This window comes from Prochlorococcus sp. MIT2308 (assembly GCF_059772345.1).
Genome location: NZ_CM186283.1, coordinates 1,538,959 through 1,553,471, shown reverse-complemented (window position 1 = coordinate 1,553,471; position 14,513 = coordinate 1,538,959). Strand labels below are relative to the sequence as shown.

At 37.1% G+C, this 14,513-nt stretch carries 15 protein-coding genes; 5 read left to right on the top strand and 10 right to left on the bottom strand.

Features of this window, described 5'->3' with window-relative positions; all coding sequences use genetic code 11:
• Positions 1–49: 49 nt before the first annotated feature.
• The 3 genes from AC6EIW_RS08890 to AC6EIW_RS08880 form a co-directional block, all read right to left on the bottom strand.
• The gene (locus AC6EIW_RS08890) at positions 50–1,666 is read right to left on the bottom strand and encodes an NAD(P)H-quinone oxidoreductase subunit 4 (RefSeq protein WP_498521638.1); all 1,617 of its coding nucleotides are present in this window, start codon (positions 1,664–1,666) and stop codon (positions 50–52) included.
• Between the two features lie 138 nt (positions 1,667–1,804).
• Entirely contained in the window at positions 1,805–3,811 is a 2,007-nt protein-coding gene (locus tag AC6EIW_RS08885) for an NAD(P)H-quinone oxidoreductase subunit 5 (RefSeq protein ID WP_498520295.1), read from the bottom strand.
• Between the two features lie 25 nt (positions 3,812–3,836).
• On the bottom strand, positions 3,837–4,583 hold the full coding sequence (locus AC6EIW_RS08880) for an NnrU family protein (protein ID WP_498520294.1): 747 nt from the start codon (positions 4,581–4,583) through the stop codon (positions 3,837–3,839).
• A 109-nt stretch (positions 4,584–4,692) separates the two neighbouring features.
• On the opposite strand from AC6EIW_RS08880, the gene AC6EIW_RS08875 reads away from it, so the two are divergent.
• Positions 4,693–5,643, top strand: a complete 951-nt coding sequence (locus AC6EIW_RS08875) for a LysR family transcriptional regulator (RefSeq protein WP_498520293.1) — start codon at positions 4,693–4,695, stop codon at positions 5,641–5,643.
• On the opposite strand, the gene AC6EIW_RS08870 is transcribed toward AC6EIW_RS08875, so the two are convergent.
• Complete coding sequence (locus tag AC6EIW_RS08870) at positions 5,640–6,296, bottom strand: DUF3172 domain-containing protein (RefSeq protein WP_498520292.1); 657 nt, start codon at positions 6,294–6,296, stop codon at positions 5,640–5,642. The two genes, AC6EIW_RS08875 and AC6EIW_RS08870, sit on opposite strands and share 4 nt — an antisense overlap.
• The gene (gene ndhM, locus AC6EIW_RS08865; RefSeq protein WP_498520291.1) at positions 6,293–6,640 is read right to left on the bottom strand and encodes an NAD(P)H-quinone oxidoreductase subunit M; all 348 of its coding nucleotides are present in this window, start codon (positions 6,638–6,640) and stop codon (positions 6,293–6,295) included. The genes AC6EIW_RS08870 and ndhM overlap by 4 nt, the downstream gene beginning before the upstream one ends.
• Positions 6,641–6,744: 104 nt before the next feature.
• On the opposite strand from ndhM, the gene pds reads away from it, so the two are divergent.
• Complete coding sequence (gene pds / locus AC6EIW_RS08860) at positions 6,745–8,121, top strand: 15-cis-phytoene desaturase (protein WP_498520290.1); 1,377 nt, start codon at positions 6,745–6,747, stop codon at positions 8,119–8,121.
• 92 nt (positions 8,122–8,213) lie between these two features.
• Positions 8,214–9,152, top strand: coding sequence for a phytoene synthase (locus AC6EIW_RS08855; protein ID WP_498520289.1), 939 nt, complete (start codon positions 8,214–8,216; stop codon positions 9,150–9,152).
• A gap of 4 nt (positions 9,153–9,156) precedes the next feature.
• Here AC6EIW_RS08855 and AC6EIW_RS08850 read toward each other — a convergent pair whose 3' ends face one another.
• Positions 9,157–9,588 carry an RNA recognition motif domain-containing protein gene (locus AC6EIW_RS08850; RefSeq protein ID WP_498520288.1) on the bottom strand — a complete coding sequence of 144 codons (432 nt, stop codon included), beginning with the start codon at positions 9,586–9,588 and terminating at the stop codon, positions 9,157–9,159.
• A gap of 65 nt (positions 9,589–9,653) precedes the next feature.
• Positions 9,654–10,847 carry a tRNA nucleotidyltransferase/poly(A) polymerase-related protein gene (locus AC6EIW_RS08845; RefSeq protein ID WP_498520287.1) on the bottom strand — a complete coding sequence of 398 codons (1,194 nt, stop codon included), beginning with the start codon at positions 10,845–10,847 and terminating at the stop codon, positions 9,654–9,656.
• A 29-nt stretch (positions 10,848–10,876) separates the two neighbouring features.
• Here AC6EIW_RS08845 and AC6EIW_RS08840 point away from each other — a divergent pair, with 29 nt between their 5' ends.
• Together AC6EIW_RS08840 and tsaB are read left to right on the top strand one after the other, a co-directional pair.
• Positions 10,877–11,128 (top strand): Ycf34 family protein, encoded by a 252-nt coding sequence (locus AC6EIW_RS08840; protein WP_498521637.1) that lies wholly within the window; start codon positions 10,877–10,879, stop codon positions 11,126–11,128.
• A complete protein-coding gene (gene tsaB, locus AC6EIW_RS08835) occupies positions 11,089–11,805 on the top strand; it encodes a tRNA (adenosine(37)-N6)-threonylcarbamoyltransferase complex dimerization subunit type 1 TsaB (RefSeq protein WP_498520286.1) in 717 nt (238 codons plus the stop codon). Before AC6EIW_RS08840 ends, tsaB begins: the two co-directional genes overlap by 40 nt.
• Positions 11,806–11,836: 31 nt before the next feature.
• Here the strand turns inward: tsaB and AC6EIW_RS08830 are convergent, their stop codons facing one another.
• From AC6EIW_RS08830 to AC6EIW_RS08820, 3 genes are read right to left on the bottom strand one after another with little or no spacing between them, the layout of a single operon-like run.
• Positions 11,837–12,490: a lysophospholipid acyltransferase family protein gene (locus tag AC6EIW_RS08830; RefSeq protein ID WP_498521636.1), complete on the bottom strand. Its 654-nt coding sequence runs from the start codon at positions 12,488–12,490 to the stop codon at positions 11,837–11,839.
• A 50-nt stretch (positions 12,491–12,540) separates the two neighbouring features.
• Entirely contained in the window at positions 12,541–13,437 is an 897-nt protein-coding gene (fabD, locus tag AC6EIW_RS08825) for an ACP S-malonyltransferase (protein ID WP_498520285.1), read from the bottom strand.
• Positions 13,438–13,464: 27 nt separating this feature from the next.
• Complete coding sequence (locus AC6EIW_RS08820) at positions 13,465–14,481, bottom strand: beta-ketoacyl-ACP synthase III (RefSeq protein ID WP_498520284.1); 1,017 nt, start codon at positions 14,479–14,481, stop codon at positions 13,465–13,467.
• Positions 14,482–14,513: the final 32 nt, after the last annotated feature.

The following is a 14,513-nucleotide window of genomic DNA, read 5'->3' as shown; positions in this document are numbered from 1 at the left end:
AGAAAGTTATCTCTTTGATGAAAGTTATGCCAGGTCAAAGGAATGATATTCAATCTAAAAAAGGAACTTCAATAGTCCCAATTGATAAATTAGGACTACTAATAATCGTTGCTTGGTCACTTCTAATTCTCTCAACGGCTAACAAATCTCTTTCAACCAATCCATCAATCGATGAAATATAAGTATCAGTCATGATTTTTGGATACAAACCAATTCCAATAATTGGAACTAACAAACAAGCAATGATATAAATTTCTCTAGGTTCAGCATCTACCAACTTTGCTTTGGATATCAACTTCGCATTCTCTTTCCCGAAGAAAATTTCTCTGAGCATCGATAATAGATATATGGGTGTTAAAATGACCCCTATTGCTGCTAATGAAGCAATAACAATTCTAAATGGGAGTGTATAAACTTCGTCAGTTACAAAACCAACAAAGACCATTAATTCTGAGATAAATCCACTCATTCCAGGTAAAGCGAGAGAGGCGAAAGCACATGCAGTCCATAAAGCAAACATAATTCTCATGTTTTGACCAATACCCCCCATCTCATCTAATTGAAGCGTGTGTGTTCTGTCGTAAGTTGCTCCAACAAGGAAAAACAAACTTGCTCCTATTAGACCGTGGCTAACCATTTGCAACATAGCTCCACTCGTTCCTAAAGAACTAAAGCTTCCAATACCTATCAAAACAAAACCCATATGACTTATGGAGCTATAAGCAATTTTTCTTTTTAGATTTCTTTGAGCAAAAGAAGTTAAAGCTGCGTAAATAATATTTACTACTCCAAGAACGATTAACAATGGTGCAAATTGAGCATGAGCATCAGGCAGCAATTGCGCATTAAATCTTAGAAGAGCATATCCACCCATTTTCAACAATATTCCTGCTAGAAGCATATGCACTGGAGCAGTGGCCTCTCCATGTGCATCTGGCAACCAAGTATGAAGAGGAACAATAGGAAGTTTGACACCAAAAGCAATTAGTAATCCTGAATAACAAAGCAGTTGAAACCCCTTACCAAAATTTTGCTGAGCCAAATGGGTATAGCCGAAATCTGGGATTCCTCCTCCTTGAAAAAACCCCATTGCAAGACCAGCAAGGAGAATAAATAACGAGCTTCCTGCTGTGTAGATAATAAATTTCGTGGCTGCATATTGCCTTTTCTTTCCGCCCCAAATTGCAAGAAATAAATACACCGGGAACAACTCCAATTCCCAAGCCAAAAAGAAAAGCAACATATCTTGGACAGCAAATACTGCTATCTGGCCGCCATCCATAGCGAGGATTAAAAAGAAAAATAATTTAGGTTTATAGCTAACTGGCCAAGCTGCTAAAACCGCAAGAGAGGTTATGAAACTTGTAAGCAATATCAATGGCATTGACAAACCATCTGCGCCAACAGACCAAGTCAATCCAAGATTTGGAAGCCAATTAACTTTTTCATATAACTGCAAGCCTTCTTGACTCGGATCAAAACCTTTAAAGTAAGCAGCAACGGTAATTAGAAAAGTAATTAAAGCAATTATTAGGGCATACCATCGAACTTCTTTCCCTTCTCCTTTATCTGGAATAAAAGGAACGATTAAAGCTCCAACAATTGGGAAAAATATGGATAAACTTAACCAAGGTAAATCGGCTTGAATTGGCTCAGGAATGAGCATTGTCCCTAGGTTCAAAATTGCATTGAAAGCGAATTCCAAGACTCGAAATTAATCACCACTTTTTGAGTTTAGAAATTATGAGATTATTGGCACCCTATAGATAGGGGATGAAACACACACCTAAAAAAATTATGTAAATTACGTCCCAATAACGCCAAAAAGTGCGACCAAAGCAATCACTCCTCCAAAAACAATCAATGCATAAAACTGAGCTCTTCCTGTTTCAAAATACTTTAGTCCTTCTCCACTACCGAGAGTCAGTAATCCAGTCAGATTAACTACTCCATCAACTACTTTTGCATCTACTTCAAGTACTTCTCTAGCGAGCTTTCTACTACCTTTTACAAAAATTTTCTCATTAATATCATCTAGATACCATTTATTTTGAAGAAATGAATTTATTTGAGGATATTTCTTGGAGAGAGAGACGCCAAGATCAAATCGTTTAAGGTAATAAGTTAAAACTGCCAACAGTATTCCTGCAGATGAGATAGCCACAGAAGCAGTAGCAAGTGGAATAAATTCTCCCCAGTTAAACTTTTCTGCAGCTTCAATAGCCTCAAGAGGGTCTAACAAGTTTGCAAAAATACTGTTCCAAGGAACTCCTATAAATCCAATCAAAACAGAAGGAATTGCCAAAACTGCCAAGGGGAATGTCATAGGCCATGCAGATTCATGTATCTTGCCAACTTCATGATCTTCATGCTCATCATCTTGGTCTTTACCTGCCATAGAAAGCAAAGCAAGCTGCATCTCTTTATTTTCACCACGGAAGTCTCCTTCAAAAGTTAGAAAATATAGACGAAACATATAAAAAGCAGTCATTCCAGCCGTTAAAAAACCAACGAACCAGAGTATTGGATAACTATTAAAAGCTTGACCAAGAATTTCGTCCTTACTCCAAAAACCTGCAAGAGGGGGGATACCACTGATAGCAATACAGCCAATGAAAAAGGTTATTGCCGTAATGGGCATTTTCTTACGTAAGCCGCCCATTAATCTCATATCTTGAGCAAGAATTGGTTCATGACCAACCACCTCCTCCATTGCATGAATAACTGAACCTGAACCAAGGAATAGCATTGCTTTAAAACATGCATGGGTAACTAAATGGAACATTCCGGCAACTGGTGCTCCACATCCCATCGCTAACATCATGTATCCAAGTTGAGAAACAGTGCTATAAGCCAATCCTTTTTTTAAATCCATTTGTGTCAAAGCAATTGATGCCCCTAAAAAACAAGTAATTGTCCCAATAATTGCTATGAACAATCCAATAAAAGGAAACTGGCTAAACAAAGGATCGAGCCTCGCTACTAAAAAAACTCCAGCTGCAACCATTGTTGCCGCATGAATTAAAGCAGATATGGGAGTTGGGCCTTCCATTGCGTCGGGCAACCAAACATGCAGAGGGAATTGTGCGGACTTTGCCATTGGTCCCATAAAAACAAGAATACAAAGGGTCAAAGCAGCCCATATTGGCACTGTCCCAGCACTGACTGACTCTGATAAACCATTAGCAATTCCATTAAAATCAAAACTTCCAGTTGCCCAAAAAAGACCCAAGATGCCAAGCAATAAACCAAAATCTCCTACTCTGTTAACGATAAAAGCCTTTTGAGCTGCATGCGCAGCACCATCTCTGTCGTACCAAAAACCAACAAGTAAATATGAACACATTCCAACCAATTCCCAAAATACATATATTTCAAGCAAGTTAGGACTAACTATTAACCCAAGCATAGAACTGCTAAATAAGGCTAGATAGGTAAAAAAACGAACATACCCAGGGTCATGTGCCATATAACCATGGGAGTAAATCATTACCAACAAAGCAATAGTCGTAACAAGAGCAAGCATTACTGCTGCCAAGGGATCAATCACATATCCCATTGGCAACTCAAAAGAACCTGCACTTGCCCATATGAACAAGTGTTCAACTTGAGGCTTTCCTGAAAGTTGCTCAGCCAAAACTGCATAGCTAATAAATGCAGAGGCACCTACAGAGGTTAAAAGTGTTATTGCAACGGGTTTTCTTGAACGATTAAAGAGATCGTTAAAACTAATTAATCCCAAACCAATCAAAACTGCCCCACAAAGAGGGAGGAGAGGAATTAACCAAGCAAAATCTGCAGCCGAATGCATCCAGCTAAATCATATTGATATCATTTTAGGCAATTCTTGCTAGTAATTCAGTGAAATCAAAAGAGAGAAATCTCTCAGCTCCAACAGAGATAAATTTATGGGACCACCAGAAAAAGAACACTGCAATTAGAATGCCCATTTGAGAAGGCCTGATAAATTCTTTGATTTCTAATTTTTGTCGTCCATCCAACACAGCCAAAAATGGAACCACTGATGTTTGTTTCTTCACATCCTCAAATTCTTGCCCGAATTTGAGACTAAGTCTTCTATCACCATGCCATATAGCAAATAAATGATGAGCAATTAATCCCAAGCAAGTCACAAGAGTAAAACTTGTGCCTATCCAAAGTAAATGAGCAAAACACCAAATAATTTGACCAATTGCCTGAGGATGGCGAGTGACTCTAATGATCCCAGTAGCATAGATTCTAACTTTGGGCCTCAAAACAGCTGGTATTTCTAAAAGGTTATACGTAGCTGGATATAGGAAAAGAAAACTTATTGCACTCAAAATCCAAATCATTGGAATTAATTCGCTAACTCCCTGAAAATTCCAAAATCTAACTCCGTCGTAACGATGAGCAATAAAATAACCAACCAAAATAACTGCTGAGGGAATACTTGCAAAAGCAAAAATCAATCTCCATGCTCTTGCACCAATTAAACCTTCTGCCCTCACCCTTAAAGCAGCGCCCCCACTATGAATAATGGCAAAACAAAACAAAAGTAATATCATCACACAACTCGAACCATGCGTATCTAAAAATGCCATTCGTCCTTTTAAAAGCCTCTCAAAAAATTATTAGATCCATACCGGATCAACAGTTGGTGTTGTTTTTCCCTACATTTTACTTTAATAACTGCCATGCAGGCCTGCCACCATGGCCGAAATTCCATTCACTCTTGACCAACTAAGAATCCTCAAAGCAATTGTTGATGAGGGAAGTTTTAAAAAAGCTGCCGACAGCCTGTTTGTTACTCAGCCAGCTGTTAGTTTGCAAGTGCAAAATTTAGAAAAACAATTAGAAATTGCCATATTTGATAGAGGAGGAAGAAAAGCTCAATTAACTGAAGCTGGAAAACTTCTTCTTAACTATTGCGAAAAAATTTTAGGAGAGTGCCAAGAGACTTGCAAAGCCATTGAAGATTTAAACAACCTCAAAGGGGGCTCTCTAATTATTGGAGCCAGCCAAACTACTGGTACTTACTTAATGCCAAGAATGATTGGGCATTTTAGACAAAAATATCCAGAGGTTTCTGTTCAACTTCAAATTCATAGCACTAGAAGGACAGGGTGGAGCGTTGCTAATGGCCAGATTGATATAGCTATTATTGGAGGCCAACTTCCATTAGAACTAAACGAATCATTACAAGTAATTCCTTTTGCAACTGATGAATTAGCTCTTGTTTTACCTACTAATCATCCATTTGCAAAGTCAAAAGTACTTACAAAAGAAGATTTATATAGTCTAAGATTTATAACTTTAGATAATCAATCAACGACACGAAAAGTAGTTGATCAACTTCTATCTTCCTCGGGACTAGATGTGCAAAGACTACATATTGAAATGGAATTAAATTCTCTTGAAGCGATAAAAAATGCTGTTCAATCAGATCTTGGAGCCGCTTTTCTTCCAGTAGTTTCAATTGAAAGAGAACTTGCTGGAGGAAGTATCCACAGAGCCATTGTTGCGGATCTAGAAGTAAAAAGAGAACTAAAAGTAATCACTAATCCTGGGAGATATTCATCAAGAGCTGCAGAAGCCTTCACAAATGATATCCTACCTTTATTTGCTAGTTCATTTTCACCATTATCTAATGATGAAATTTAAAATTGTATGGCTTCTTTATTAATACCAACAGCATCTTCTTCAGCTCCTTTAATTATAAATTTATTCTCGTTAACATCTGCTTGATAAACGCAACGAACAATTGGCTGATCCCGAATAGAACCAATATAAGCAAATGTATTCATTCTCTGTTTACACTCTCTAACATCATCGTTATTTATGGCTCCTTGTTTTTGCAAAACAGTCCAGTTTTCCCTTCTAATTACACAACCAGGTTGAAGAGCTGGTTGTGTAACAAAGCTTGTAGAAGGATTTAGAGTCGTATACATTTCAACATCAATCACAAAAGCACTAGCCCCGTATTGCCTACAAAAGTCTGGATCTGGAACTGCCATGTCGAGCTGTTGCTGACTTGCAATATTTCCCTGACCACCTGAAGTTGTGCTTGTTATGAGGCTACCAATACCAACACCAATAACCAAAACTCCAGCCAAAATAGCAACTGAGTTAGAGTTTATTTTTATTCCGCCACCACCACCAGAAGGGCCAGAGGCATCAAATCTACTTCTTCTCTGTTCGTATTGGTTTCTAAAATTCGATTCATTTCTAGGATTAAATTTATTACCCTCTTGTCTTCTCGCAAGATCTGATCTTCTACGAGATGGGGGACGGCGATCGAAGGGACCTTGATTCATAGTAATTCTTGAGTTCGAGGTAATCCCATGGAGTAATTCATAACCCTACTATCTGGGTTATAACTGAGTTCTCCGTCTTTAAGCAACTTTCGAATAAAATCTTCTAGCAAGGATCCTATCTTTCGCAAGCTGTAATCACTCAATTCTTTATCGTCTTGAGAAGAAACCAGTTCCCGAAAATAATCTTGTACCTTTCTAATAGATTGATCTTCCCAAAGAAATTCATTATCAGGATCAATATCCAAAGTCAAATGACCATTATCTAGAATTAAATCTTCATTTTCTACTACTGCAGTAAAGATTCTTACGTGGCGTGTTGTGCACTTAAGGATAGTGTCGCTCATGAAATTAAAACAACAAACCGAAATTTATACTGCAAATTTAACGACCTTACCCCTTGTTGGGTGGTCTTACTTACTAAAGTTGTTAAATACTCTTTTATTTAAGTATGCGGGTAGCAATTGCTGGAGCCGGATTAGCAGGACTTTCATGTGCAAAATACTTAGCGGATGCAGGTCATACTCCATTCGTTTATGAAGCAAGAAACGTACTTGGTGGAAAAGTTGCTGCTTGGAAAGACGAAGATGGGGATTGGTACGAAACTGGTTTGCATATATTTTTTGGGGCATATCCAAACATGCTGCAACTTTTTAAAGAGTTAGACATTGAAGATCGTCTTCAATGGAAAAGTCATTCAATGATTTTTAATCAACCTGAAGAACCGGGCACATATAGCCGTTTTGATTTTCCTGATTTGCCTGCTCCAATAAATGGAGTCGCAGCAATTTTAAGCAACAATGACATGCTTAGCTGGCCAGAAAAAATTTCATTTGGACTGGGGCTAATACCTGCTATGTTGCGCGGCCAAAATTACGTAGAAGATTGTGATAAGTACTCTTGGACCGAATGGCTAAAAAAACAAAATATTCCCGAAAGAGTAAACGACGAAGTTTTTATCGCAATGAGTAAGGCCCTAAATTTTATAGGCCCTGATGAAATTTCCTCAACAGTATTGTTAACAGCCTTAAACCGCTTTTTACAAGAAAAAAACGGGTCTAAAATGGCATTCCTTGATGGAGCCCCACCAGAAAGACTTTGCCAACCAATGGTTGATCACATAAAAGCTTTGGGAGGCGATGTATTTTTAAATAGCCCACTTAAAAAAATCAATTTAAAAGGAGATGGCACTGTTGAAAATTTCTTGATAGGAAGTGCTAAAGAATCTCACGGGAAAGAAATTGAAGCTGACGCATATGTCAGCGCAATGCCCGTAGATATTTTTAAAACAATTTTGCCAAGTGAGTGGGCTTCTAAAGATATCTTCAGAAAACTTGAAGGTCTGAAAGGAGTTCCAGTTATTAATATTCATCTTTGGTTTGATCGGAAACTTACCAATATTGACCACCTTTTATTTAGCAGATCTCCGCTCTTAAGCGTTTATGCAGACATGAGCATAACCTGTAAAGAATATGAAGATCCAAATCGATCCATGCTTGAATTAGTCTTTGCGCCTGCAAAAGACTGGATCAGTCGTAAAGATGAAGAAATCGTCGATGCGACAATGAAAGAATTGGCTAAGCTTTTTCCCAGTCATTTTTTAGGGGAAGACAAAGCTAAATTAAGAAAATACAAAGTGATAAAAACACCACAATCGGTCTACAAAGCAGTTCCTGGGTGTCAAGATTTACGTCCTGATCAAAAGACTCCTATTAGCAACTTTTTCTTAACGGGTGATTATACAATGCAAAAATATCTTGCTTCCATGGAAGGGGCTGTGTTAAGTGGAAAACTATGTGCGGAAAAGATCGAATCTCAACTGACATAGGTTCTTCTTAGTCTTAATGTATCAATAGCAATTTATTTAAAATTGCTATTCGAGAGATTAATGCAAACTAAAAAACTTACAAACTTTTAATTTTGGTGCGGCCTTCTGTGAATTTAGAGGATGCCTACGAGGCTTGCAGAAAAGAAACTGCACAATGGGCCAAGACCTTCTACCTTGGCACTATGTTGCTTCCTCCTGCAAAGCGCAGAGCAATATGGGCCATTTATGTATGGTGCCGTAGAACTGATGAGTTGATGGATAGCACTGAGGCTCAAAAAAAATCAAAAAATGAGTTATCAGATCGACTAAATAAATGGGAAGACAAAACAAAAAAGGTTTTTGCTGGTAATACTGAAGATGATCTTGATGCAGTCTTAGCGGATACTCTTCAAAAATTCCCTCAATCTATTCAGCCCTATATCGATATGATAGAAGGCCAGAGAATGGATCTAGATACAACCAGATATAAAACCTTTGAAGAACTTAAACTCTATTGTTATCGAGTCGCTGGAACGGTTGGGTTAATGACTCAAGGAGTAATAGGAATTGATGCTGCCTATACGTCCAATCCAAATAAGCCATCTCCAGATACTTCAAAAGCCGCTATTGCTTTAGGAATCGCGAATCAATTAACAAATATTCTTAGAGACGTCGGCGAAGATAGAGGAAGAGGGCGTATATATCTCCCTTTGGAGGATCTAGAAAAATTCAATTACTCAGAGGAAGATTTAATGCAAGGAAAAATCAATGAGAACTGGAAAGCTTTAATGTCTTTTCAATTAGCCAGAGCGAGAGATTGGTTCCAAAAGTCTGAAGAAGGAATAAAATGGCTGTCAATAGATGCAAGATGGCCCATATGGACATCATTAAGGCTATACAGCGGAATACTAAATTCAATTGAAAAATTAGATTATGACGTCTTCAATAATCGTGCTTATGTAAAAGGATGGGTTAAAGCAATAAACCTACCCATCTCTTATCTGATAACTATCAACGATGAAAAATATAAACTTAAAACACTAATTAATTGAATATCTATACAGGGGTTTTTTGATTAGCTAAAAGATCCTTCAATTTTGATAGTTCCCCAGCCCATCTTGGATCAGGAGCTTCTTTAATTGGTGCATCGCTATGTACAACTTTCTTAACATCTTTACGATTAGAACCTCTATTCCCACTATTAGAACCTCCTCCTCTTCTTGAGTTGCTTGAATTAGAATCTTTACGTTCAGAACGCTCAACCCTCAATTTATTCCCATTAAATTCATATCCATTTAATTTCTCAATAAGCTCATTTGCAATATTCTCATCTTTAATATTTGCGAAACCAAATCCCCTACAAGCCTTGGTATCTCTGTCGAAAACAGCTTTAAATTTGATGCCATCACCTATGGATGCTAGGAGGGCTTCAAGTTCTTTAACGTTGACATTCTGCGGCAAATTACCGATGTAAAGGCGGACGCTCATTTAGAAAAAGGGGATAAAATGGCTACGGCATACGGCCGAGATGAATTTGATTTGTGTGTAGTTAATCACATAGAGGGGGAATTCTCTAAGGTCCATTTACGAGCGACCTCCAAAGCCTCTTGATTTGTAAAGAATCGACCATAAGCTCTTTCCTTAGAAAGATGTCTCATAAGCTTTCCCAATAAAGGGCCATGGGGAATATCAAAGACTTTTTGAAGCAAATGCCCATCCAAAGGATAAGAAGGGTGAAAGAGAGGGTCAGAGAGGTCTTTCCAGCGTTTCAACCAAACGCTTCTATGTTTCTGATTCAAAAAAAGAATGAATGATGGTAAATCCTCTTCCAAATCGAGGTGAAGCTGAAACCTTGCATCCTCTGAAAGATTTTCTAAACCTAAGCAATTGGTTTTATTAACCCAAAATCTCAAGTTTTTACATTTTTTAATTTGATTTTTACTAAATCTCAATCTTGACAAACCCTCATCACTAAGTAGAGATATTAATTTTGCTAAAGGCTTTCCAAGTAAAAGCTCTTTAGATAAGTTTTCTTGTTTTTTTATCTCAAAAAAAGGGAGCTTAGCTTCATTCCAATCTCTCAATATTTGAAGTTCTAAATAAGTTTCCCAAACTGTGGGATTCCATTCTGAATTCACTATTTTTAAAATCTCCATTTTCATCCTTTCCGGCGCAACATTACTTAATTTATCTTTATTAGTTTTTAAAAACCTTTTGGTTTTTCCCTCTATCTCAAAATCCAACTCACACATCAATCGAAAACCTCTAAGAATTCTCAACGGATCATCGATTAGGTTCTTTTCACTTATTGCAACAATTCTCTTATTTTTTAGATCATCTATTCCTCCTGTTGGGTCAAATATCTCTGGCGTTTCTCTAATGATTAAAGCAATTGCATTAATTCTAAAATCACGTCTTAATAAATCATCTTCAAGAGTTGCTCCAACCTGTCCAGCAAAATCAAGAGTCCATCCATTAGTAACTAACCGAGCAATATCCCTCTTTTGATCAAGCTTTATAAAAGTAGCATTAATTTTCTTTGATAAGTTTTCACTAAATTTAATAGCTTCTATTGGTATCACAAAATCCAACTCAGGTTTTTGACTCAATTTTTTCAACAATCCATCTCTTACAGATCCCCCCACCAAAGCACTTCCAGCAGGCAAATCGGCTATGGATATTGGCCAATCTTTTGGATTTAAATCTCCAAAAAGATCATTTGATAGTAATGTGTTCTTACTTATCAAAATGTCACCTAGGTTTTATTTTTATAGCTATGTGCATCTGTGTTGATTGTGCTTGGGTAGATAGATGCAAGACCTACTTCACAGTTGAAGAGAATCACGGCGTCAAACACATTTCCAAAAATCCAGATTTTCAAGGCACAAATCCAAAAATTCATATCAATATTTTGGATATGCCTGAGAGCGAGATAGGAATTGAATGGGATGTAAGAGGTTGTGATAGTTTTGTATTAGACAAAGGGAAATGGAGCAGACTTCGTCCAGGAGAAGAAATACCAAAGTAACAACTATAATAAATCCATTGCAAGATTTCCATAGCTCAAAATCAAAATATTTATTAGCTTTACATAGCTGCACAGAATCCTTTGGAATTGCCATTAAAGATATTAAGAATCCAGAAAATATAGTAAAAAGTGAAGTATTTAATATCGGACGCTCCTTATCCAACAAATTATTTAATTGTATAGAAAACATTCTACCTAGAAGATTTTGGAAGCAAATAATTCGTATTTCAGTCGCAAAAGGCCCTGGAAGTTTTACAAGCACAAGATTAACTATCTCAATGGCCAGAACACTTGCTCAGCAAATTAATTGTTCATTAGATTCACTTAGTACATTTCATTTAATGGCTAAAAGACTTTATAGAGATCTTGATCAAAGTCAAATAAAAAATCCATTTTGGATAAAAGATTTTTTGCCACGAAGAGGCTTTGTAGCTGGACAATACAAACTAATTAAAATTCACCAAGAATCAAATTATCATGAATTTACTGAAATCATTCCCCCTAAATTGATAATCAATGAAAAAGAAATAAATCCTTCAATTAAAGCTTCTAACAATATTGAAAAAGATATTATTTCACTTATAGATTTTTCTCAGTATTGTCAAAATTCAAAAATAAACTCTCATTGGGGAGAAACATTGCCAATTTATCCAACATCACCAATAGATAATAAATAAAAAATTTATAAGTTACAATATTATTTTATTATCAATGGGAGATAGCCTGAGCTGAATTATTTATAATTAGACCTTTATCAAGCATTGAATTTATAGCTATTTGAATTTCTTTAGTTGTTGATGATAGATCTTCTCTTTTCCGTGTTTTAGGGGGTTGAATTAATTCACCAACTCTTAAATGAATAGATACAAATCTAGGGAGAAAGGATCCTTTTGGGAAAGCTCTATGACTATTGACTATTGCAACAGGAAGGATAGGGCAACCTGTCCTGCCTGCAAGAAGAGCCGCTCCTGCTTTAGGTTCATTAACCCTCCCATTCTCTTGTCTGGTTCCATCCAAAAACACACCAGTGGCCCAACCTTTATTTATTCTATTAGAGGCAGTTCTTAATGCCTCTCTATCTCCAGCACCCCTCTTAACTGGATAAGCCCCACAGGCTGAAATTATAGATGCCAAAATTGGTATTCTGAAAAGTTCAGACTTTGCCATAAAAGCTACCGGTCTGCCCAGAGCATGCCCCAATATTGGTGGATCCAAATGAGAACCATGATTAGAGACAACTACAACTCCGCCGGTCTTGGGTAAATTCGAAATCCCTATTGTTTTACCTCTAAACAAAAAACGAAAAATTGGAAAAACAAAGAGATAACTGACGCAAGCATAAACAAAGCTCTGTCGAGGCATTGCTTGATTGATAGTTTCAACTCCCTCAACTATTTTTGATTGTTCCAAAATCAATAACCTAAATCACTTGCATTGGAGATTTGACTAGTCAGGACTCCTTTCATTGATCTTTTAGCAAGACCACTAAGTACATTTCCAGGTCCAATTTCAACCATTGTTGTTATTCCTTCGTTTTGCATGACATTCATAGTCTCTCTCCACCTAACCCCAGTAGTCATTTGTTTTTTCAGGCGTTCTTTCAAACTTCCACCATCTACAGTTGGAGTCGGATCAACATTACTAAGAACCGGTACCTGAGCATCTTGAAAAGTTAATTGATCAAGTTCCTCAGCAAAGCTTTGAGATGCTTCAGTCATAAATGTGGAGTGAAAGGCCCCCGAAACTTGTAAAGGAATTGCTTTTTTACATTTTAAATTATCAGCCACTTTCTTCACCGCATCTGGTAAACCAGATAAAACAACTTGGGATTCACTATTATCATTAGCTATTGCTGCCCCCTCAGTTGCTCTAATCAACTCATCTAATTCATCGCGATCAAAACCCAAAACAGCAATCATTGCACCGCCTCCTGCAGCTGCCATTAATTCAGATCTTTTCTTTAATAGCCTCAACGCTTTCTCCGCATCTAAAACATCTGCTGAATAAAGACCAACTATCTCGCCGAGACTATGACCTGCAATTATTTGGGTCTCCCTTTCTTGTCTTTTTAAATCATCAACCAATAGTGACTCAACCACAAAAAGTGCAGGTTGCGTGTTTCTAGTATCGTTTAAATCATAAATTTCTTCGTTAGGAATACTCTCACCACAACAGATTTTCCAAAGATCTCGTCCAAGAATTTGAGAAGCTAATTCAAATCTTTCTCTCGAACCAGGCAAATCTATTAACGAATTTGCCATCCCTATTTTTTGAGAGCCTTGACCAGGAAAGACCCAGGCAATAGTCATAATTTATTTGATTAATTGTTTAGCAGCCTAATAGGGACCATGCCAAAAAAACAACGCGGCTCCCCAACTCAAACCAGCACCAAATCCACTACAAGCTATTAAATCTCCTGATTTGATCCTTTGATCTCTAACTGCCTCATCAAGCATCAATGGAATTGTTGCTGCGGAGGTATTGCCATAGTGTTTTAAATTTGAAAGCACTTTTTCAGACGGTATTGAAAATCGTGAAGCTACAGCATCGAGAATTCTTTGATTAGCCTGGTGTAACAAGAGCCAATCTATACTTTCAGGCTGTATTTGATATTTATCTAAAAGTTCTCCAAGAATAATTGGAACTTCTTTCACTGCAAACTTATAAACTTCTTTCCCCTCCATTTTGATCGGTAAATATTCCCCTTTTTGATGTTTAGCTCCTTGAACTAAATCTAAAAAATTATTTGATTGAAAGAGATTTAAACAACCTCCTTTACTGCCGTCAGACTTCAAATCATATCCAATTAAACCATCTTTATTATCAGTGGTTTCAATAGCTACTGCTCCTGCTCCATCTCCAAACAAAACGCAAGTCTTTCTATCATCCCAATCTACCCATTTTGACAATTGGTCGGCTCCAATAACAACAGCTCTTTTCATAGACCCAGAAGCTAAATATTGTGATGCAGTTACCAAAGCAAATAAAAAACCGCTACAAGCAGCAGTTAAATCAAAAGCGACTGCATTGGAGGCTTTCAAATTTGATTGTATTTTAGGCGCAGAGCCAAATAAATCTTCTGGAGTAGATGTTGCAAGAATTATCAAATCAATAGTTTTTACATCCCAATTAGCCATCTTTACAGCATTAAGAGCTGCATCTGTCGCCAAATTAATAAGAGATTCTTTCTCTCCTATAACTCTTCTTTCTTCAATTCCAGTTCTACTTTGAATCCATTCATCATTAGTATCTACTCTCTGGCTAAGTTGATTATTGTTGATTATCTTTTTAGGCGTGGCGCTTCCACACCCCACAAAAGATATTCCTGAGTCACATTTAGAGTTCCTATTCAAATCTAAAAAAAGCCTTCATTTCATAAGTCATT